Source organism: Agrococcus sp. TSP3-2-1 (assembly GCF_049897585.1).
Classification (GTDB): Bacteria; Actinomycetota; Actinomycetes; order Actinomycetales; family Microbacteriaceae; genus Agrococcus.
Map to the genome: position 1 here is coordinate 61,021 of NZ_JAFCWN010000002.1, position 20,706 is coordinate 81,726.

Annotated in this window: 21 protein-coding genes; 14 read left to right on the forward strand and 7 right to left on the reverse strand. The window is 71.6% G+C overall.

All coding sequences use genetic code 11. From position 1 onward, the window contains the following. Nucleotides 1–1,161, reverse strand: a complete 1,161-nt coding sequence (gene rhaI / locus ACP7BI_RS02830; protein WP_425843600.1) for an L-rhamnose isomerase — start codon at nt 1,159–1,161, stop codon at nt 1–3. Nucleotide 1,162: 1 nt separating this feature from the next. Beyond that, complete coding sequence (locus tag ACP7BI_RS02835; protein WP_425843601.1) at nt 1,163–1,552, reverse strand: L-rhamnose mutarotase; 390 nt, start codon at nt 1,550–1,552, stop codon at nt 1,163–1,165. 138 nt (nt 1,553–1,690) lie between these two features. On the opposite strand from ACP7BI_RS02835, the gene ACP7BI_RS02840 reads away from it, so the two are divergent. The 9 genes from ACP7BI_RS02840 (at nt 1,691) to ACP7BI_RS02880 (ending at nt 11,427) form a co-directional block, all read left to right on the forward strand. Continuing rightward, nucleotides 1,691–2,572, forward strand: coding sequence for a DeoR/GlpR family DNA-binding transcription regulator (locus ACP7BI_RS02840; protein WP_425843602.1), 882 nt, complete (start codon nt 1,691–1,693; stop codon nt 2,570–2,572). Next, on the forward strand, nt 2,569–3,618 hold the full coding sequence (locus ACP7BI_RS02845; RefSeq protein ID WP_211446995.1) for an autoinducer 2 ABC transporter substrate-binding protein: 1,050 nt from the start codon (nt 2,569–2,571) through the stop codon (nt 3,616–3,618). The genes ACP7BI_RS02840 and ACP7BI_RS02845 overlap by 4 nt, the downstream gene beginning before the upstream one ends. A gap of 130 nt (nt 3,619–3,748) precedes the next feature. Then, entirely contained in the window at nt 3,749–5,308 is a 1,560-nt protein-coding gene (locus tag ACP7BI_RS02850) for a sugar ABC transporter ATP-binding protein (RefSeq protein WP_425843603.1), read from the forward strand. Beyond that, a complete protein-coding gene (locus ACP7BI_RS02855) occupies nt 5,305–6,318 on the forward strand; it encodes an ABC transporter permease (protein ID WP_425843604.1) in 1,014 nt (337 codons plus the stop codon). Before ACP7BI_RS02850 ends, ACP7BI_RS02855 begins: the two co-directional genes overlap by 4 nt. Next, nucleotides 6,315–7,448, forward strand: coding sequence for an ABC transporter permease (locus tag ACP7BI_RS02860; RefSeq protein WP_425843605.1), 1,134 nt, complete (start codon nt 6,315–6,317; stop codon nt 7,446–7,448). The genes ACP7BI_RS02855 and ACP7BI_RS02860 overlap by 4 nt, the downstream gene beginning before the upstream one ends. After that, entirely contained in the window at nt 7,445–8,215 is a 771-nt protein-coding gene (locus ACP7BI_RS02865) for a class II aldolase/adducin family protein (protein ID WP_425843606.1), read from the forward strand. The genes ACP7BI_RS02860 and ACP7BI_RS02865 overlap by 4 nt, the downstream gene beginning before the upstream one ends. Nucleotides 8,216–8,237: 22 nt before the next feature. Next, on the forward strand, nt 8,238–9,107 hold the full coding sequence (locus ACP7BI_RS02870) for a sugar phosphate isomerase/epimerase family protein (protein ID WP_425843607.1): 870 nt from the start codon (nt 8,238–8,240) through the stop codon (nt 9,105–9,107). 11 nt (nt 9,108–9,118) lie between these two features. Next, nucleotides 9,119–9,835, forward strand: a complete 717-nt coding sequence (locus ACP7BI_RS02875; protein ID WP_425843609.1) for an L-ribulose-5-phosphate 4-epimerase — start codon at nt 9,119–9,121, stop codon at nt 9,833–9,835. Then, on the forward strand, nt 9,832–11,427 hold the full coding sequence (locus tag ACP7BI_RS02880; RefSeq protein ID WP_425843610.1) for a xylulokinase: 1,596 nt from the start codon (nt 9,832–9,834) through the stop codon (nt 11,425–11,427). Before ACP7BI_RS02875 ends, ACP7BI_RS02880 begins: the two co-directional genes overlap by 4 nt. Before the next feature lie 15 nt (nt 11,428–11,442). On the opposite strand, the gene ACP7BI_RS02885 is transcribed toward ACP7BI_RS02880, so the two are convergent. Beyond that, on the reverse strand, nt 11,443–11,961 hold the full coding sequence (locus tag ACP7BI_RS02885) for an adenine phosphoribosyltransferase (RefSeq protein WP_425844064.1): 519 nt from the start codon (nt 11,959–11,961) through the stop codon (nt 11,443–11,445). A gap of 84 nt (nt 11,962–12,045) precedes the next feature. Here ACP7BI_RS02885 and ACP7BI_RS02890 point away from each other — a divergent pair, with 84 nt between their 5' ends. Genes ACP7BI_RS02890 through ACP7BI_RS02900 form a run of 3 tightly spaced genes read left to right on the forward strand, consistent with a single transcriptional unit; the run spans nt 12,046 to nt 15,535 of the window. Continuing rightward, nucleotides 12,046–13,764, forward strand: coding sequence for a circularly permuted type 2 ATP-grasp protein (locus tag ACP7BI_RS02890; protein ID WP_425843611.1), 1,719 nt, complete (start codon nt 12,046–12,048; stop codon nt 13,762–13,764). Beyond that, nucleotides 13,764–14,693, forward strand: coding sequence for an alpha-E domain-containing protein (locus tag ACP7BI_RS02895; RefSeq protein ID WP_031223657.1), 930 nt, complete (start codon nt 13,764–13,766; stop codon nt 14,691–14,693). The genes ACP7BI_RS02890 and ACP7BI_RS02895 overlap by 1 nt, the downstream gene beginning before the upstream one ends. Further along, nucleotides 14,690–15,535, forward strand: a complete 846-nt coding sequence (locus tag ACP7BI_RS02900; RefSeq protein WP_425843612.1) for a transglutaminase family protein — start codon at nt 14,690–14,692, stop codon at nt 15,533–15,535. Before ACP7BI_RS02895 ends, ACP7BI_RS02900 begins: the two co-directional genes overlap by 4 nt. 27 nt (nt 15,536–15,562) lie before the next feature. Here ACP7BI_RS02900 and ACP7BI_RS02905 read toward each other — a convergent pair whose 3' ends face one another. Then, nucleotides 15,563–17,176, reverse strand: a complete 1,614-nt coding sequence (locus ACP7BI_RS02905; RefSeq protein ID WP_425843613.1) for a DUF222 domain-containing protein — start codon at nt 17,174–17,176, stop codon at nt 15,563–15,565. 156 nt (nt 17,177–17,332) lie between these two features. On the opposite strand from ACP7BI_RS02905, the gene ACP7BI_RS02910 reads away from it, so the two are divergent. Beyond that, a complete protein-coding gene (locus ACP7BI_RS02910) occupies nt 17,333–17,617 on the forward strand; it encodes a DUF2277 domain-containing protein (protein WP_425843615.1) in 285 nt (94 codons plus the stop codon). Nucleotides 17,618–17,643: 26 nt separating this feature from the next. Here the strand turns inward: ACP7BI_RS02910 and ACP7BI_RS02915 are convergent, their stop codons facing one another. Beyond that, the gene (locus ACP7BI_RS02915) at nt 17,644–18,627 is read right to left on the reverse strand and encodes a Gfo/Idh/MocA family protein (RefSeq protein ID WP_425843616.1); all 984 of its coding nucleotides are present in this window, start codon (nt 18,625–18,627) and stop codon (nt 17,644–17,646) included. Nucleotides 18,628–18,698: 71 nt separating this feature from the next. Here ACP7BI_RS02915 and ACP7BI_RS02920 point away from each other — a divergent pair, with 71 nt between their 5' ends. Then, nucleotides 18,699–18,950 (forward strand): hypothetical protein, encoded by a 252-nt coding sequence (locus tag ACP7BI_RS02920; protein WP_425843618.1) that lies wholly within the window; start codon nt 18,699–18,701, stop codon nt 18,948–18,950. On the opposite strand, the gene ACP7BI_RS02925 is transcribed toward ACP7BI_RS02920, so the two are convergent. After that, nucleotides 18,947–19,378 carry a hypothetical protein gene (locus ACP7BI_RS02925; RefSeq protein ID WP_425843620.1) on the reverse strand — a complete coding sequence of 144 codons (432 nt, stop codon included), beginning with the start codon at nt 19,376–19,378 and terminating at the stop codon, nt 18,947–18,949. The two genes, ACP7BI_RS02920 and ACP7BI_RS02925, sit on opposite strands and share 4 nt — an antisense overlap. A gap of 356 nt (nt 19,379–19,734) precedes the next feature. After that, entirely contained in the window at nt 19,735–20,298 is a 564-nt protein-coding gene (locus ACP7BI_RS02930; RefSeq protein WP_425843621.1) for a hypothetical protein, read from the reverse strand. Nucleotides 20,299–20,706: the final 408 nt, after the last annotated feature.

Below are 20,706 nucleotides of genomic sequence, written 5' to 3' on the forward strand. Positions count from 1 at the left end.
TCACGCGCCCCAGCCGGCCTGGGTGCCGCCGACGCGCTCGGCGGCGATGCGCTCGAGGTAGCCGGAGGCGAGGAAGGCGCGCATCGGGTCGGCGGGCAGCCCCTTCGCCTCGCGGTAGTCGGCGAGCAGCGGGCGCACGTCGGTCGCGAACGCGTCCATGAGGATCTCGTTCGCGAGCAGCACGTCGCACTCGCGACGCGCGACGGCGAGCGCCTCGGTGTCGAGCGAGAGCGCCTTCGCGACCGCCTCCTGCACGTTGAGGACGCTGCGGATCTGGCCCGGCACCTTCTCCTCGATGTTGTGGCACTGGTCGAGCACGAGCTGCACGTCGGGGTCGCCGTAGCCGCCGCCCGCGATGAGCTCGACGACGATGCGGAAGAGCTGGAACGGGTCGGCGGCACCGACGATGAGGTCGTCGTCGCCGTAGAAGCGCGAGTTGAAGTCGAAGGCGCCGAGCTTCCCGAGCCGCAGGAGCTGCGCGACGATGAACTCGATGTTCGTTCCGGGCGCGTGGTGGCCGGTGTCGAGCACCACCTTCGCGCGGTCGCCGAGCGCGAGGCAGTGCACGTAGCTCGTCCCCCAGTCGGGGATGTCGGTGTGGTAGAACGCCGGCTCGAAGAACTTGTACTCGAGCACCATCCGCTGGTCGTCGGCGAGCCGCGCGTAGATCTCGGCGAGCGACTCCGCGAGGCGGTCCTGGCGCTCGCGGATCGAGTCCTGCCCGGGATAGTTCGTGCCGTCGGCGAGCCAGACCTTGAGGTCGCGCGAGCCCGTCTCGTGCATCACGTCGATGCACTCGAAGTGGTGATCGATCGCCTTGCGCCGCACGCGCGCATCCGGGTGCGTGAGCGAGCCGAACTTGAAGTCGTCGTCCTGGAACGTGTTCGAGTTGATCGTGCCGAGCGCGACGCCGAGCTCCGCCGCGCGCTCGCGAAGCGCCGCCCAGTCGTCGACCCTGTCCCACGGGTAGTGCAGCGCGACGGTCGGCGCGAGCCCCGTGTGGCGGTGCACCTCGGCGGCGTCGGCGAGCTTCTCGAACGGGTCGCGCGGCGTGCCGGGCGTCGTGAAGACGCGGAAGCGCGTGCCGGAGTTGCCGTAGGCCCAGCTGGGCACTTCGATGCGCAGCCGTTCGAGCTGCTCTGCGGTGGGGGTGACGGCCATGTCAGCTCCTCGGTTCGGGGCGGGATGCGGTTCGGCTCGCCGCGAGCTGCGCGTCGAGGTCGAAGGCGAGCGGGATGAGCTCGAAGGACTCGTCGGCGGGCCGCTCGATGCCCTCGAAGAAGGGCTGCATCTCGGCCTGCCAGCGGGCGTTGACGTCGCTCGCGGCCATGCCGGCGAGGGATGCGTCGAGGTCGAGGGTGCGGAAGGTCCCGATGCACGTGCCGTCGTCGGCGACGAAGATGCGGTAGTCGAGCCAGCCGGTCGCGCGGAGCGCCTCGAGCATCTCGGGCCAGACGGCGGCGTGGCGCTCGCGGTACTCGCCGACGAGCTCGGGGCGCACGCGCAAGCGGAAGCACACCGGCGTCAGGCGCTGCGCCTCCGTGCTCGCCATGCTCGCTCCCGTCCTCCTCGACCGTCGCCACCGGTCGGCTCAGCGCCGGTCGCGCCACGCCAGCATGCCCCGTCGAGGTTTCGAACGCAAGCGCGAAGGTTGCGATTCGGTATCGGTGACTTGCGAAGCCGGTTTCGGATGCGTACTGTCGCCACCATCACCGACAAGGGAGACGCCGTGATCAGTCGTGAGGCGCGCATCCTCGACGCCCTCGGAGCCAACGGCTCCGTGCAGGTCGCCGAGCTCGCCCGCGACCTCGACGTCTCCGAGGTGACGATCCGCAAGGACCTCGACGCGCTCGAGCGCCGGCAGCTGCTGCGACGCACGCGCGGCGGCGCGCTGCTGCCGGAGCGCGGCGACGAGGGCGCCTTCCGCGACCGCCTGCAGCGCGAGTCGGCCGCGAAGCGCGCGATCGCCGCCCAGGCCGCGACGCTCGTCGCCGACGGCGACGTCATCGCGCTCGACACCTCGAGCACCGCGCACTACCTCGCGCTCGAGCTGCTGCACCGGCAGGCCCTCGTGGTCATCACGCAGTCGCTGCCGACCGCGACCGTGCTCATGGAGCGCTCCGACGCGCGGGTCATCATGCCCGGCGGGACGCTGCGCCGCGAGAGCTCGGGCCTCGTCGGCCCCATCACCGACGCGCTCGTCGGCCGCGGCCGCGTGCACAAGGCGTTCGTCGGCGTCGTCGGCCTCTCGCCGGAGCGCGGCCTGCTCGAGCTCGCGACCGACGAGGCCGTCTCGAAGCAAGCGCTCGTCGCCGCGACCGACGAGGTGCACGGACTGTTCGACTCGAGCAAGATCGACGGCTTCGCGCTGCACCCGTTCGCGCGCGCCGAGCAGGTGACGAGCCTCATCACGGATGCCGACGCATCCGACGACTTCGTCGAGGAGTGGCGCGCCATCGGCGTGCCGGTGGCCCGCGTGCCGCTCCCCGACGCGCAGACGACCGGCACGGCGCCGGTCTCGGCACGGGCGGAGACCGCCTCCCGTCGCCTCACCCTGAAGGAGCATCGATGAAGATCTCACGCAAGATCGCGGGTGCACTGGCGCTCTCGGCGGCCGCTGCCGTCGTGCTGGCCGGCTGCACGTCGCGCAACACCGACACCGGATCGTCGGCGGAGCCGGGCGCCACCGACGGCGCGAGCGCCGAGGGCCTGACCATCGCGTTCGTCCCCAAGCTGCAGGGCATCCCCTACTTCGAGGCGATGAACACGGGCGGCCAGCAGGCGGCCGAGGAGCTCGGCTTCGAGTGGCTCTACCAGGGCCCGACGACCGCCGACGCGGCCGCGCAGGCCGACATCGTGCGCTCGTTCATCCAGCAGGGCGTCGACGTGCTGTTCGTCGCACCGAACGACCCGAACTCGATGGCGCCGCTGCTGCAGGAGGCGCAGGCCGCCGGCATCCACGTCGCTACGACCGACACCGACGCGCCCGACTCGGTGCGCGAGGTCTTCGTGAGCCAGGCCTCGGTCGAGGGCATCGGCCAGCAGCTCACCGACTCGCTCCTCGAGGCGATGGGCGGCTCGGGCAAGTACGCGATCGTCTCGTGCGGCGAGACGGCGGCGAACCTCAACGCGTGGATCGAGGTGCAGGAGGCGTACACCGCTTCGGAGTACCCCGACGCCGAGATCGTCGACATCGTCTACGCCGGCGAGGACCAGGCCATGGCGACGCAGATGGCGACCGACCTCATGAACAGCCACCCCGACCTCACGGGCCTCGTGGGCGAGTGCACCTCGAGCGCCCCGGGCGTCGCACAGGCCGTGCAGGACGCCGACCGCATCGGCGAGGTCTTCACCGTCGGCCTCGGCACGCCGCAGTCGATGCTCCCGTACCTCGAGTCGGGCGCGTCGAGCGGGTCGATCCTGTGGGACGTCGAGGGCCTCGGCTACCTGACCGGCTGGGCCGGCGTGCAGCTCGCGACCGACGGCGACCTCGGCGACACGTCGAGCCTGTCGAACGAGGCGCTCTCGGAGGTCGAGTACGACGAGGCGACGGGCGTGCTGCTGCTCGGCCCGCCGACCGTCTTCACCGCCGAGAACGCGGGCGACTACGACTACTGATCGCCCGATCGACTGACGCCGGGGCGCGGCTCGCGCCGCGCCCCGGCACCCCATCTGGCCCGCCGGCCGGCCCGGAGGCCGACCCGCAGGCAGCCCGCCGGCCCCAGCGGCGGCGATCACGAGGAGCACCATGACCGACACCGCCCAGCGGGCACGCCCCACGCCGGGGCACGACTCCACGCCCCGGCTCGAGATGCGCGACATCTCGAAGCGCTACGGCGGCGTGCGCGCCATCCGCCACGCCGACATCACCGTCATGCCCGGCACCGTCCACGCGCTCGTGGGCGAGAACGGCGCCGGCAAGTCGACGCTCATCAAGATCCTCGCGGGCGCCGAGCAGGCCGACACCGGCTCGATCGCGATCGACGGCACGGCCGTCTCGATCGGCTCGACGACCGACGCGATCGGCCTCGGCGTGCAGACCGTCTACCAGGAGCCGCAGCTCTTCCCCGAGCTCACCGTCGCCGAGAACTTCTTCGTCGGCCGCGAGATCACCCGCGGCCCGATGATCGACTGGCGCGCCCAGGCGCCGCGCATGCTCGAGCTGCTCGACACCGTCGGGCTCGACCGCGGCGTCGCCTCGCAGCCGCTCGGCGGCCTCTCGATCGCGCAGCAGCAGCAGGTCTCGATCGCGAAGGCGCTCCTCGAGCAGGCGAGCATCCTCATCCTCGACGAGCCGAGCGCCATCCTCACCGACGCCGAGATCGAGGTGCTCTTCGGCGTCGTGCGACGGCTCGCCGCCGACGGCGTCTCCATCATCTACATCAGTCACCGGCTCGACGAGCTCTTCCGCATCGCCGACGCCGTGACGATCATGCGCGACGGCGAGACCGTCTCGACCGAGCCGATCGGCGAGCTCTCGGTGCGCGAGATCGCCGAGCGCATGGTCGGCGGCGCGCTCGACGAGGGCGAGCACGTCCCGGGCGAGCACGGCGAGACCGTGCTCGAGCTCAAGGGGCTCACGCTCGACGGCACGTTCGCCGACGTGTCGCTCTCGGTGCGCGCCGGCGAGGTGCTCGGCCTCTACGGCCTCATCGGCTCCGGCGCGGCCGAGGTCGGCGAGGTCGTCTACGGCATGCGCCGTGCGACGAACGGACGGATGCGCGTTGTCGGCAGCGACCGCCACCCCGGCACGCCCGCCGAGGCGAAGCGCCGCGGCATCCGAATGGTGCCGGCGAACCGCTCGTCGCAGGGCTCCTTCTCGTTCCAGAGCATCGCCTTCAACATCACGGTCGGCTCGCTCGGCCTGCTCGGGAAGCTCCCCGGCTGGGTGTCGCCCAAGGCCGAGCGGCGCATCGCCGACGACCTCATCGGCCGGCTCGCGGTCAAGACGCCCACGTCGCGGCAGCCGCTCGGCGCGATGTCCGGCGGCAACGCGCAGAAGGTCGTGCTCGCCCGCCAGATCGTCGAGCAGCCGAAGCTCCTCGTGCTCGCCGAGCCGACGCAGGGCGTCGACGTCGGCGCGAAGGAGGAGATCCACCGGATCATCGCCGACCTCGCCGCGCGCGGCACGGCCGTGCTCGTGATCACCACCGACCTCGCAGAGGTCCAGCGCATCTCCGACCGCGTCCTCGTCTTCCGCTCCGGGCGCATCGCCCGCGAGTTCCCGCCCAGCGCGAGCCAGGCCTCGCTGCTCGCGGCGGCGGCCGGCGCCGAGGACGAGCCCGTCACCGAGGAGGACGACCGATGACCACCGCGACCGAAGCCCGCGCGCCGCAAGCGGTGAGCATGCGCCGCATCCTGCCCCCGATCGTGACGGGGCAGGAGGTCGTGCTGCTCGTCGTGCTCGTGATCCTGTGGGTGCTGCTCGGCATCTTCACGCCCGCGTTCCTCACGCCCGGCTCGATCGGCCCGCTGCTCGTGCAGGTCGCGCCGATCGCGCTCATCGGCGTGGGCATGACCTTCGTCATCATCACCGCGGGCATCGACGTCTCCGTCGCGGGCATGATCATGGTCTCCGCCGTCGTGACCGCGCGCGTGCTCGTGAGCTACGACGTGCCCGCGATCGTCGCGGTCGGGCTCGCGATCGTCATCGGCGCGGCGCTCGGCGCGCTCAACGGCATCCTGATCGCCTACGGCCGCGTGCATCCGATCATCATCACGTTCGGCACCGCGAACGTCTTCCTGTGGCTCGGGCTGCGCGTCTTCAACTCGTCGACCGTCAACGGCATCCCGTCGACGCTCGAGTTCTTCGGGCGTGGCTCGGCCGGCTCGACCTTCGGGGTGCCGCACTCCTTCGCGATCGCAGTGCTCGCCGTCGCCGTCGCGTGGTGGTTCCTGCGCTATGCGAAGTCGGGCCGCAACCTCTACGCGATCGGCGGCAACCAGAACGCCGCCCGGCTCGCGGGCATCAAGGTGCAGCCGCGGCTCGTCTGGGTGTACCTCATCACCGGCGCGCTCGCCGGGCTCGCCGCATGCATGATCATCGCGACGGGCACCTCGACGCTCGACCAGTCGGTCGGCTCGGGCAAGGAGCTGCAGGTCATCGCCGCGGTCGTGATCGGCGGCACCTCGATCCTCGGCGGCCGCGGCAGCGTCGTCGGCACCCTGCTCGGCGCGATCCTCGTGCAGACCGTCGTCTCGGGCGTGACGCAGCTCGGCTGGCCCACCCAGCTCGGCTTCCTCTTCGTCGGCATCTTCATCCTCATCGCCGTCGGCACCGACATCATCCGCGAGCGAGCCAGGAGGGCCCGCGCATGACCGCCACCACGACGACCCCCGCCGACGAGCGACGTGCGGCGCCGCCCTCGCGCGTGCGCGAGTGGCTCGGCTCGGGCATCCTCCGCGACCGGGCGGTGCTGCTGCTCGCGCTCATCATCGTGCTGCTCGTCGCGATGTCGATCCTCGACGCCGTCGGGCTCACGAGCGGCACGTTCAACAGCGACTACCTCGCCTCGACGCTCATCGCCTACGTGCCGCTCGCGCTGCTCGCGCTCGCCGAGCTGTTCGTCATCACCTCCGGCCGCGGCGGCATCGACCTCTCGGTCGGCTCGATGGTCTCGCTCACGGGCATCGTCTTCGCGATGCTCTACCAGCAGGCCGGCCTGCCGCTGCTCGTCGCGGTCGTGCTCGCGGTGCTCTTCGGGGCGCTCCTCGGCGCGATCAACGGCGTGCTCACCGCCTACCTCGGCTACCCGGCGCTCATCACGACGCTCGCGACCTTCTACGCCTACCGCTCGATCGCGCTCGTCGTGAGCGAGCAGCGGCCCATCTCGGGACCGGAGATCTCGGAGTTCTACAACGCGGCGAAGGCCGTCGAGCTCCCCGTCATCGGCGGCTCGCTGCCGCTCGTGCCGCTCGGCGTCTTCACCTTCCTCATCCCCGTCGCGATCGTCGCGTGGTTCGTGCTCAACCGCACGACCTACGGCCGCAAGCTCTACGCGATCGGCACGAACGACACCGCCGCGCAGTGGGCGGGCATCGACACGCGCCGCACGCGCATGATGGCCTACGTCACGGCCGGTGCGATCTCGGGCCTCGTCGGCGTCTACACCGTCGCGCAGTTCGCCTCCGCCCGGCCCGACGCGGGCACGAGCGGCAGCGGCATGGCGCTGCCCGCGATCACGATCGCGGTGCTCGGCGGTGTCGCCATCACGGGCGGCATCGGCAAGCTGAGCGGAATCCTGCTCGCGGCACTGCTCATCGTGTGGCTCAACGCCTCGATCCTGCTCGTCGTGCCCGGCAACGAGGGCGCGCAGGCGCAGCTGCTCGCGCTCGGCATCGTGCTGCTCGGCGCCTCGCTGCTCTCGAACGCCACGATCCGCAGGCGGCAGGCGGGAGCACCACCGCGGCTCGCGGTGCCGGCGACCGCGCCGGGAGCGCCCAAGTGACCGATCCCCGCGACGACCTGCTGCGGCTCGCGCACGCCGTGGGCGAGCCGCAGCGCGAGCTCGTCATCCTCGCCGAGGGCAACGTCTCGGCGAGGCTCGACGACGAGCGGATGCTCGTGAAGGCCACGGGTTCGTCGCTCGCGGCCGCGGGGCCCGACGACCTCGTCGAGTGCCGGTTCGCGCCGATCCTCGAGCTGCTCGACGACCCGGCGGCGTTCGAGGGCGGTGCGGGAGACGCGCGCGTCGCGGAGGCGCTCATGGCCTCGCGCGTCGACCCGGACGCGAAGCGGCCGAGCGTCGAGGCGCTCCTGCACGCGGTCGTGCTGAGCTCCGGCGCGGGCGCCGCCTGCCACACGCACCCCATCGCGGCGAACTCGGTGCTGTGCTCCGACCGGGCAGGGCTGCTCGCCGCCGGTGCGCTCTTCCCCGACCAGATCGTGGTGCTCGGCACCGAGACGCTGCTCGTGCCCTACGTCGACCCGGGCCTGAGCCTCGGTCGGCTCATGCGCGACGAGCTGCGCGACTTCGCCGACCGGCACGGCGCGCTCCCGAAGGTCGCGTGGATGCGGAACCACGGCATCTTCGCGATCGGCGCGACGCCGGCCGAGTGTCTCCGCATCACCGAGATGGCCGACAAGGTCGCGCGCATCTTCGTCGGGGCGCTCTCGGTGGGCGAGCCGACCTTCCTCCCCGACGCCGTCCTCGACCGCATCGACGGTCGGGACGACGAGCACGTGCGCCGCGCGATCCTCGACGCGGCGCGATAGACCACCCAGCGAAGGAGCAATCATGCAGATCGGCGTCCACGGCCTCGTCTTCACCGGCACGTTCGACGAGGCGGGCCTCCAGACCGCCATCGCCGGCACCCAGCAGGCGGGGTTCGACCTGCTCGAGCTGCCGCTCATGGATCCGTTCGCGATCGACGGCGCGCTCGTGCGCCGCATGCTCGACGACCACGGCGTCGCGATGACGTCGAGCCTCGGGCTCGACGCCGCGCACGACCTCTCGAGCGAGGACGCCGCGGTGAGCCGCGAGGGCGAGACCCTCCTCGAGCGGGCGATCGACGTCGTCGCCGAGGCGGGCGGAGCGCACCTCTGCGGCGTCATCTACTCGGCGATGCAGAAGTACACGACCCCGGCGACCGAGGCGGGCCGCGCGAACTCGGCCGCGGCGCTCCGCCGCCTCGCCGACCGCGCGGCCGCGGCGGGCGTGACGCTCTCGCTCGAGATCGTGAACCGCTACGAGACGAACATCGCGAACACCGCGCGCGGGGGCCTCCGCTTCCTCGAGGAGATCGGGCACGACAACGTGCACCTGCACCTCGACACGTACCACATGAACATCGAGGAGTCGGGGATGCTCGAGCCCGTCCTCGACGCTGGTGAGCGGCTCCGCTACGTGCACATCGGCGAGAGCCACCGCGGCTACCTCGGCACCGGATCGGTCGACTTCGGCTCCTTCTTCCGCGGCCTCGCGCGGCTCGGCTACGACGGCCCGATCGTCTTCGAGTCGTTCTCGAGCGCCGTCGTCTCCGAGTCGCTCTCGAACACGCTCGGCATCTGGCGCAACCTCTGGGACGACTCGGCGGATCTCGCCGCGCACGCGAACCGCTTCATCCGCGACCAGCTGCGCTCGGTCGAGACGATCGCGCTCCACTGAGGATGCCGGGCATGGCAGCGCTCGACCAGGCGACGCTCGCAGCCGTCGACGCCGTGCGCGAGGACGTCGCGCGGCTCCATCGCGAGCTCGTGCGCTACGGCCTCGTGGTGTGGACGGGCGGCAACGTCTCGGGCCGCGTGCCGGGCGCTGACCTGTTCGTCATCAAGCCGTCCGGGGTCGACTACGACGACCTGACGCCCGAGCGGATGATCGTCTGCGACCTCGACGGCGCCGTCGTGCCTGGCACGGCGGGGAGCGACGCGAGCCCCTCGAGCGACACCGCCGCGCACGCCTACGTCTACCGTCACATGCCCGAGGTCGGCGGCGTCGTGCACACCCACTCGACCTACGCGACCGCATGGGCGGCGCGGGGCGAGGAGATCCCGTGCGTGCTCACGGCGATGGCGGATGAGTTCGGCGGGCCGATCCCGGTCGGGCCGTTCGCGATCATCGGCGATGACTCGATCGGACGCGGCATCGTCGAGACGCTCCGCGAGCACCGCTCGCGCGCGGTGCTCATGCAGAACCACGGCCCGTTCGCGATCGGCGGGACGGCGAGGGATGCGGTGAAGGCGGCGGTCATGGTCGAGGACGTCGCGCGCACGGTCCACCTCGCGCGCGAGGCCGGGCCCGTCATCCCCATCCCGCAGGCCGACATCGACCGGCTGCACGAGCGCTACCAGCACGTCTACGGGCAGCGGCCGGAGCAGGAGCAGGAGGGGCGATGAGCGCCGAGGCGATCGAGGCCGGCCGCACGGCGCTCGGCATCGAGCTCGGCTCGACGCGCATCAAGGCGTGCCTCGTCGACGCGGAGGATCCCGCGCGGGTGCTCGCGGTCGGCTCCCACGCGTGGGAGAACCGCTTCGAGGAGCGCACCTGGACGTACGCGCTCGACGACGCGTGGGCCGGCGTGCAGGCCGCGTTCGCGGCGCTCCGCGACGACGTCCGCGCGCAGCACCGCGCCGAGCTGCGCGAGATCGGCGCGATCGGCGTCTCGGGCATGATGCACGGCTACCTCGCCTTCGACGAGGCGGGCGAGCTGCTCGCGCCGTTCCGCACGTGGCGCAACACGTCGACCGGCCGCGCGGCGGCCGAGCTCACCGAGGCGTTCGGCGTCAACATCCCGCTGCGCTGGTCGATCGCGCACCTCCACCAGGCGATCCTCGACGACGAGCCGCACGTGCCCCGCGTCCGTTCGATCACGACCCTCGCCGGCTACGTGCACCGCGCCCTCACGGGACGCGCCGTGCTCGGCGTCGGTGACGCATCCGGCACGTTCCCGCTCGACGCGGCGGGCGGTGACTACGACTCCGCACTCATCGCGCGCTACGACGAGCTCGTCGCGGGTCGTCTGCCGGTCGCGAGCGTCGCCAAGCTGCTCCCGACCGTGCTGCGCGCCGGCGAGCCCGCGGGAGCGCTGACGCCGGCGGGCGCGCGACTGCTCGACCCGAGCGGCACGCTGCAGCCCGGCGTGCCGCTGTGCGCGCCGGAGGGCGACGCCGGCACCGGCATGGTCGCGACGAACGCGGTCGCGCCCCGCACGGGCAACGTGAGCGCGGGCACGAGCGTCTTCGCGATGGTCGTGCTCGAGCGCCCGCTCGAGCGCGTGCACGCCGAGCTCGACCTCGTCGCGACGCCCGCGGGCGACCCCGTCGCGATGGTGCACTGCAACAACGGCGCGAGCGAGCTCGCGGCATGGGCGCGGGTGTTCGCGCGCTTCGCCGAGGCCGCCGGCGCACCGATCGACGACGACGCCGTCTTCGACGCGCTCTTCCGCGAGGCGATCGCGGGCGAGGCCGACGCGGGCGGGCTGCTCGCCTACAACCACGTCGCGGGCGAGCCCATCGCGGGCCTCGACGAGGGCAGGCCGCTGCTCGTGCGCACGCCCGAGAGCCGGCTGACGCTCGCGAACCTCATGCGCGCGCACCTCTACGGCGCCTTCGGCACGCTCGCGCTCGGGATGCGCGTGCTCGACGAGGAGGGCGTGCGGCTCGACCGCATGTTCGCGCACGGCGGCATGTTCCGCACCGCGGGCGTCGCGCAGCGGTTCCTCGCCGGAGCGCTCCGAGCGCCTGTGTCGGTGGGGGAGACGGCGTCCGAAGGCGGCGCGTGGGGCATCGCGGTGCTCGCGGCCTTCGCGCGAGCGACCGCCGGCGGCGATGCGCGCGACCTCTCCGACTACCTCGACGAGGTGGTGTTCGCGGATGCGGCGCAGTCGACGGTCGAGCCGGACCCCGACGACGTCGCTGGCTTCGCGGCCTACCTCGAGCGCTACCGCGCGGGCCTCGCGGTCGAGGCTGCGGCGGTCGCCGCGCTCTGAGCCGTCGCCCGCCGCTCAGGCGGTGAAGACGGCGTGCGCGCTCGGCACCCGCTCGCGGCCGCCGAGCGCCGTGAGCTCGAGCACGACCGCGACGCCGGCGACCTCGCCGCCGAGCTCCTCGACGAGGCGCGCGGCCGCGGCGAGCGTGCCGCCGGTCGCGAGCACGTCGTCGACGAGCAGCACGCGCCGGCCGCTGAGGTCGCCCGCGGCCTCGATCGTCGCGACGCCGTACTCGAGGGCGTAGTCGACGGATGCGGTGGGCCGCGGCGTCTTGCCGGCCTTCCGGATGGGGAGGAGGCCGGTCCGAGCGGTCGCGGCCACGGTGCCCGCGAGCAGGAACCCGCGCGCCTCGACGCCGGCGGCGAGGTCGAAGCCGCCCTCGAACGGTGCGGCGAGTGCCTCGGTGACGGCCGCGAGCGCATCCGCGTCGGCGAGCATCGGACCGATGTCGCGGAACAGCACCCCGCGGCTCGGGAAGTCGGGCGTGAGCGCGATGAGCGACTCTGCGCGGGCGAGCTGGTCGGGGGTGGGCATCGGCACCGTCCGAGGCTAGCCGCCGAGGCTCGTCGCCCGCCGCGCTCGCAGGGACGCAGCCGCCGTCGCCACTAGGCTCGCGCCATGGGCGACCTCTTCGACGACTACGACAAGCCCTTCGCCGTGCCCCGCAAGCGGCAGGGCACGCCGTGGGACGAGATGTTCGAGCGCAAGGGCGACGCTCGCGGCCCCTACAAGCCGCTCTACGACGCGCTGTCGGAGATGTCGAAGGACGACCTGCGCGCCCGTGCCGACGCGCTCGCGACCTCCTACCTCGCACAGGGCGTCACGTTCGACTTCGCGGGCGAGGAGCGGCCGTTCCCGCTCGACGCCGTCCCGCGCATCATCACTGCGGAGGACTGGAAGCACGTCGAGTCCGGCGTGCAGCAGCGCGTGCGCGCGCTCGAGGCGTTCCTCGCTGACATGTACGGCCCGCAGCGCGCCGTCGAGGACGGCATCATCCCCGCGAAGCTCATCAGCACATCCACCCACTTCCACCGCCAGGCCGCCGGCGTCGTCGGCGCGAACGGGGTGCGCATCCACGTCTCGGGCATCGACCTCATCCGCGACGAGCACGGCGAGTGGCGCGTGCTCGAGGACAACGTGCGCGTGCCCTCGGGCGTCAGCTACGTCATCTCCAACCGCCGCGTCATCGCGCAGACGCTGCCCGAGATGTTCTCGTCGATGCGCGTGCGCCCGGTCGGCGACTACTGCGACAAGCTGCTGCACGCGCTGCGCGCCGCCGCGCCCGCGGGCGTCGACGACCCGCGGGTGGTCGTGCTCACGCCCGGCGTCTACAACTCCGCCTACTTCGAGCACACGCTGCTCGCGCGCCTCATGGGCGTCGAGCTCGTCGAGGGTCGCGACCTGTTCACGTCGGGCGGCCGCGTCTACATGCGCACGACGGAGGGGCCCGCGCGCGTCGACGTCATCTACCGCCGCGTCGACGACGACTTCCTCGATCCGCTGCAGTTCCGCGCCGACTCGATGCTCGGCAGCCCCGGCCTCATGCTCGCCGCGCGGCTCGGCAACGTCACGATCGCGAACGCGGTCGGCAACGGCATCGCCGACGACAAGCTCGTCTACACCTACGTGCCCGACCTCATCCGCTACTACCTCTCCGAGGAGCCGATCCTCAAGAACGTCGACACGTGGCGGCTCGAGGACCCGGGAGCGCTCGAGGAGGTCATCGACCGCCTGCACGAGCTCGTCGTCAAGCCCGTCGACGGCTCGGGCGGCAAGGGGCTCGTCGTCGGTCCCGACGCGACGCCCGAGGAGCTCGAGGCGCTCAAGCAGCGGCTGCTCGACGACCCGCGCGGCTGGATCGCGCAGCCCGTCGTGCAGCTCTCGACGATCCCGACGCTCGTCGACGACGGCATGCGGCCGCGCCACGTCGACCTGCGCCCCTTCGCCGTCAACGACGGGAAGGATGTGTGGGTGCTGCCGGGCGGGCTCACGCGCGTCGCGCTCCCCGAGGGACAGCTCGTCGTCAACTCCTCACAGGGCGGCGGCTCGAAGGACACCTGGGTGCTCGCCGGTCCGCGCGAGCAGCTGCCGCTCATCGACCACGACGCCGAGTTCGGCGCCTCGGGCGAGCCGATGACGCGGCCCATCCCGATCGTGACGGCGGCGGCGGCGGCCGGGGAGCATCCGCAGGACCAGTCACCGCAGGATGCGCCGAGCACGAAGTCGACGCAGGCGGAGCAGCAGCAGCAATCCGCGCGCTCGCAGCCGCCCGCTCGTCGAGTAGCCGGCGAAGCCGGCGTATCGAGACGCCCCGCCGACGGAGGTGACGCCCGATGATGCTCTCCCGCATCGCCGAGAGCCTGTTCTGGATCGGCCGCTACATCGAGCGCGCCGACGGCACCGCGCGCATCCTCGACGTCTACCTCCAGCTCCTGCTCGAGGACGTCGCGGTCGACGAGGACACCGCGTGCCGCGCCCTGCTCGGCGTCATGGGGCACGACGCGCCGCCCGAGCGGAAGCTCACGCGCGTCGACGTCGTCAACACCCTCGCGACCGATCGCTCGCAGCCCGCGTCGATCGCCTACTCCGTCAACGCGGCGCGTGAGAACGCCCGCCGCGCGCGCGAGATCATCTCGACCGAGTTGTGGGAGGTGCTCAACGCCACCTACGCGAACATGCCGCGGCGCGTGAGCCCCGAGCAGGTGCACGTCATGTTCGGCTGGGTGCGCGAGCGGGCGGCGCTCGCGGGCGGCATGGCCGACTCGACCGCGAGCCGCGACGACGCGTGGAGCTTCCTCAACCTCGGCCGCTTCATCGAGCGGGCCGACATGGTCGCGCGACTGCTGGCCACGCGAGCGCTCACCGAGGCCTCCGGCCCGTCGTGGACGACGATCCTCCGCTCGGTCGGCGCGTACGAGGCGTACCTGCGCACGTACCGCGGGGTGCCCTCGTCGACGAACGCGGCGGAGTTCCTGCTGCTCGATCGCCTCTTCCCGCGCTCGATCCTGTTCTCGATCCGGGGAGCGGAGGACTGCCTGCACGACATCGAGCCGAGGCACGACCGCGTCGGCTACGTCGACCCGGCCCAGCGGATGCTCGGGCAGATCCGTGCGGAGCTCGAGTTCACGCCCATCCAGGAGATCATCGAGCGCCTGCCGACGGTGATGGACAAGGTGCAGTCGACGACGACGGCCGTGTCGCACGCGGTGCGCGAGCGCTACTTCCCGACCCACAACATGCCCGCCTGGACGAGGGAGGCCTCGTGAGCCGGCTCCGCATCCGCCACACCACCGGCTACCGCTACGAGCGGCCGGTCGTCGCCTCCTACAACGAGTCGCGCATGCTGCCGTCGACGAGCGACGGCCAGTTCGTCATCTACTCGAACCTCGACGTGCGCCCGAGCACGTCGGTCAACACCTACGACGACTACTGGGGCACGAAGGTCGTCTCGTTCGACGTGCTCGCGCCGCACACGGAGCTCCAGCTGACCGCGACGAGCCTCGTCGAGGTGCGGCCGCGGCTCACCGGCGGCCACGAGCTCTCGTGGGAGCAGCTCGAGAAGGTCGCGGCGCGAGCGACGCAGTATGTCGAGCAGCTCGGGCAGACCCCGCGCACGCGCCCGTCGGCCGACCTCGTCGCGTCGGCGCGGGAGATGGCGGATGCGTCCGAGACGCCGGGCGCCGCGGCGGCGGCGATCGCCCGGATGGTCGGCGAGCAGATCGAGTACATGTCGGGCGTCACGCACGTGCACACGCTGGCCTCCGAGGCATGGGAGAACCGCAAGGGCGTGTGCCAGGACATCGCGCACATCACGATCGGGGCGCTGCGCTCCGTTGGGATCCCGGCGCGCTACGTCTCGGGCTACCTGCACCCGAAGCGCGAGCCGGTGATCGGCGAGACGATCCGGGGCGAGTCGCACGCGTGGGTCGAGTGGTTCACCGGTGAGTGGAACGCGTGGGACCCGACGAACCTCATCGACATCGGCGACCGCCACGTGAAGGTCGGCCTCGGCCGCGACTACAACGACGTGCCGCCGCTGCGCGGCGTCTACGCCGGAGCGGGCAAGAGCGAGCTGTTCGTCTCGGTGGAGATCACGAAGGAGAGCTGAGCCCCGTCGGTGCAGACCGTGCGCCGATCAGGTGCGCAGCACCAGGTTGCGTCGCCCATTGAAGTCGACGGCGGCGTGCCTCGAGCCGGAGCCGCTCTCGCTGAACCGGTGCCGCAGCCTGCGCTCAATGAGCGATGCGCTCACCCTCCGTGCGCGGCGCGGCGGTCGAACGACCGTCGAAGGCGCTGCAGAGGGCGGCCGGTCGGGTAGCCTCACCGCGAGCGATCGACCGGCGGCGGCTGGTGCGGTGGCCGTGCCGGCGGTGATCGCGCGCAGCGGTTCTCCGGAGCGAACGGCGCGCGCGTAGGGATCGCTCGGCCGCAGCTGCGGCACGACGCGCCAGTCGCCGGGCTCGCCGACGACGAGAAGCCGGCCCGCGTGCACCTCGTGATGGCAGTGCGTGCAGAGCAGAATCCCGTTCTCCGTGTCGGTCGGCCCGCCTCTGCTCCACCACACGACGTGGTGCGCCTCGGTCCAGGCGACCGGCATGTGGCAGCCAGGCGTCGCGCAGCCCTCGTACTGGACGGCGAGTGCCATGCGCTGCGGCTTGGTGAAGAGGCGCTGCTCGCGACCGAGGTCGAGCACGTGACCGCGCTCGTCCACGACGGCGCGCTGCACGACTGCCTCGCACAGCAGTCGCCCGAGCGCCTCGATGGGCACGAGGTCGCCGGTGTGCTCGATCGTGAGGGTGCGATCGCGGTGCTCCGCGTTCTGCATGTACGCGTCGAACGCCTCGATCGTGCCGTTGAGGACGATGCGCGGTGGCGCACCACCCGCGACGGGAGCGTCGTCGGACGCCGCGTGCGCCGCGACGAGGCCCATGAGCACGTCGTGCCGCTTCTGCCCGAGCGAGCGGGTGTCGATGTCGGCCTCGGCTCCATCGTCGGCCTCGGTGTCGTCGACGAACCGCACCTTCGCGCGCGGCGCGGTGTACGCATCCAGCATCGCCTTGAACTGCGAGCCGGGCTCCGCCGGGGAGTCGCCCTCGAAGTGCCACATGCCGTTCTGCCGCTGCCAGATGCGCAGGTCGCGCTGCGCGTACTGCCGTTCAGCGTTCGGCAGCACGCCGTCGGGATCGAGCACCGTGACGAACGCCTTCGCGCGGATGGCGAGCAGCTCCGGGACGAGCGGCGCCCTGGCGTCGGTCGCCGCCTCGACGAGCTTGCCCTCAGCCCAGGCGAGCTGGTCGAGATCTGCCCTCGGGGCCGCTGGTGAGAGCTCGGAGACGATGGTGCGAACCTGGGCGAGCGAGATCGCGCCCTCGTCGAGCGCGGCCGCGACGAGCGGGAACGGTGCTTCGACGCTGCCGCCGCTGATGCCGACCGATCGACTGGTCGCCCTGGCCGTCGAGAGCAGCTCGGCCGCCTGGCCCGCACGGATGCCGAACGCCGAGGCGACGGCCTCCTTCGGGCTGCGCTTGCCCATCAGGGCGCAGATCGACGTCTCCTCTGGACCCTTCGAGCGCTGCTCGATCTCGCCGGCGAGCCGAACGCGCTGCGCGTCGACGATGCGGGCGAGCTCTGCCGTCTGGTGCAGCAGATCGACGACCTCCTGGCGCGGGGCGCTGGAGATGGAGGCGAGGTCATCGAGCACGGCGCGGGCGGCGCGGGTCGCTGCCGCGGCCTGCTCGGTGGTCGACATCACCGCCTCCTCGAATCCCTGTTCCGCACAGAGTATCGAAGGCCACTGACATGGCGTAGCGAGGTGAACACGGCTGTGGACAACTCCCAAGCGGCGCGTCGAAGCCGAGCGCACCCGCGGCTGGCGCGATGCTCCGACCGGATCTACCCTGCCTGCATGTGCAGGAACATCACCGAGCTCCGCGGTCTCGAGCCCGCCGCGAACGACGAGGAGATCGAGGCCGCTGCCCGCCAGTACATCCGCAAGGTGTCGGGCATCACGCATCCGACCGACCGCACGCGCGACGCGTTCGAGCGGGCCGTCGCCGAGGTCGCGCACATCACGCACCACCTGCTTGACGAACTTCCCGACCGACGGCAACCGCCGAAGACAGTGCCGCCGCTCCGGCGGCCCGAAGTGCGCGCCCGCATCGCGGAGCGGGAGGCGGCGCTCGTCGAGTAGCCACCGCGCGGCCGCAAGCGCCGCGCCTACGCGCCTGAACGCATCCGCTCAGTGATCTCGTCCATGACGCGCATGATCGCCACCGTCTCGTCGAGCGGCATGAGCTCGCTCTCGAGCCGCCCCTCTGCGATGCAGCGCTCGACCTCGGCGGCCTGGAACTGCATGCCTCGCCCGACGAGCTCGGGCTCGAACTCCTCCACTGCCGTCGTGTGGGCGGATGCGTGGCGTCGTCGGTATCGCGTCCACGCGTAGAACGCGGGGTCGAGCTCGATGACGCCGTCGGTGCCCGCGATCGTCGCGCGGTTCGAGCCGAGCGTCATCATCGAGAAGGAGTGCGTCGAGACGCCGCCGTTCGCGTGCTCGAGGATCGCGGAGCCGCGGTGGTCGACGCCGAAGCCGTCGACGACGCCGGATGCCTGGATGCGCGTGACCGGCCCGAGGATCGCGTGCGCGAGCGAGACGCAGTAGACGCCGAGGTCGAGCAGCGCGCCACCGCCGAGTGACGGCTCGATCAGGCGGCTGCCGGGGGAGAGGTCGAGCATCTGCGAGTGGTCGGCCTGCACGCTCAGCACGTCGCCGAGCTCGCCGGCCGCGATCCGCTCGCGGACGGCGACCATGGTGGGGAGGAAGCGCGTCCACATGGCCTCCATCGCGAACACGCCCTGCGCGCGCGCCGCGTCGACGACCGCCTGCGCGTCATCGCCATTCGTCGTGAACGCCTTCTCGACGAGCACATGCTTGCCGGCGTCGATCGCAAGGAGCGCGTGCTCCCGGTGGTGCGAGTGCGGGGTCGCGACGTAGATGACGTCGACCTCGGGATCGTTGACGAGCGCCTCGTAGCCGACGTGCACGTTCGGGATGCCGTGCCGCGCGGCGAACGCTCGGGCGCGCTCGTCGTCGCGGCTCCCCACCGCGACCGTGCGCATGCCCGCCGTCGCGAGGTCGCGGGCGAAGGCGCCGGCGATGCCCCCGGCGCCGAGGATGCCCCAACCGGGGGAGGAGGTCGTCATGCGGAGACCCTAGTGCGATCTCCCTCGGCGGAGGGAGGCGCTCGTCCGCGACGCTCCCTAGCGTGGCTCGCATGGACGAGAAGCGAGCAGGGATGTTCGGCGCCGGCATCGCGATCGGCCTCGCCGTCGGTGCCGCGATCGGGATCGCTATGGACAACCTCGCGCTCGGCATCGCGATCGGCATGGGCATCGGCATCGCGTTCGGCGTGGCCTTCGGGGCCAGCCAGGACGACTCGCGCGGCTCCGACGGCGGCGCTGCCGCGCAGCCGGACGACGGCGGCGACAGTGGAGACGGCGGCGCCGGGGGCGGGGGCGGCGACTAGCTTCCGCAGCCAGCGGCCGTCGGGCTGGCCATGCAGTCACCGTTCGTGAGCACCGTGCCGGCCTCGAAGATCTTCACGCCGACGCTCGGCGCCGCGACCGGCAGCGTGCCGGGCACGGGGAACCAGCCGCCGCCTGCGTCGACCTCGGCGGTGAAGACGACGGTGAGGGATGCGGTCACATCGTCGCGGGACGCATACGTGTGGCTCGTGGTCGTCTCCGTCCACGACTCCTCGGGTCCTCGCCATGGGCTTCCGGATGCGGTGCTCGTCTCCGACGTCCCGTCCCCGTAGTCGAAGACGTACGAGGTCGGCGTCCACCGCACCTCGATGGGCACGTCGAACAGCTCGCCGCTCATGGTGTGCGTCTCGGCCGTCGCGTAGAAGTTGGTCGGCGTGCCGACGACGCCCCACCCGTCAGGCTCAACCACGAGCTCACCGACGAGTGGGCGGAACGTCGCGAGGTCGCTGATGGTGATGGGGTCCGCGACTGGCGAAGGCGCGTCCGCTCGGCGGTCGACTATGACCACGTCGCAGCGTCCGAGTCCTATCGGCGCGTCCGCGATGCAGTCGGCGTAGAGAGCAGCGAGATAGGCCTCCCATAGAGCCGCCCAATCAACGAACTCGCCATTCGCTCCGGGCTTCTCGCCCTCGCCAGGGATGAGGCGCTGCTCGCCTGCGTACAGCGCATCCCCGTCAAACCACGACTCGGTGGGAGGTGGGTCGTCTCCGGCGCCCGTGAGCCCGATGGTGAAGGCGGAGGAGGCCGCCACCGCTGCAGCCGCGATCAACCCTGTGAACACGGGTTCGCCCCTTCATCGACAGCGGGCAGTTGTCGGGCGACGATGTACCCGGAGTCGCCCGGACCACTTACGAACTCGACCAACGACGGTTGCAGTAGCGGCCGGTCGGTCGGTGTTAGGTCGAGACCCTCGTCGCCCACAATGCGCTCGTTGCTGACATCGACGCACACCGCTACTTCCACTCGCGACGGAGCCTCCGTGGTGTCATGCAGCTGAAAAACAGTGGTTCGGCGCTGCCCCTCGGTGTGGATTCGTCTGTCGGCCGCGTCGTCGAAGTTGCTCATGAGGGTGTCAGCCGAGTCGGGTGTGGTGACCTCCAGCAAGCGCTCCCGCGACGCGTTGGCAGGCGCCGCCCCGAACTCGGAGAGAAGGGTCTGGTGGGCGTCCCAGGCTGCTCGCGTGTCCGCAAGTAACTGATCCTCGGTCACCGGCATCGCGCCCGACGTGCTTGGTGATGTCGAAGGCAGCGGCTCAGGATCCGAACAGCCCACCAGGGTCGCAGCGAGCACGAGGACCGGCGCAATCCCAGGAGCCAGCCTTCGAAGCATGCGGGCAGAGTACGCGAGCAGCGTCGGACGCCGACAGTGCTCTCCACAGGCTCACGAGCCGACCCGAGTGACGAGCACTCGCTTATGTCCCCCAACACAAACTCGGACAAAGAAACATCGCGATTGGACTTGCGCTTCTCGCTCCGACCGTTATACCTTCGTGACCGCGAACTTCCACGCCAAGCTGAAAGGAGGAGCTCGCGATGTTCATCACCGACATGATTCCCGCTGGGACCCTCCTCGCTGGCGGGGTCTGCTAGCGGCGGAGCGCACGGGTAGACGGCTGCCGAGTCCATCAAGGACTCGTTCTTGCCAGGCCACAGCAGGCTTCTGAGCCCTGCGTCTCCTCCCTTCACCGCACGCTGACCACGGCAGCTGCACGGCGCCCGGACACCTGCCGGCCGCTCT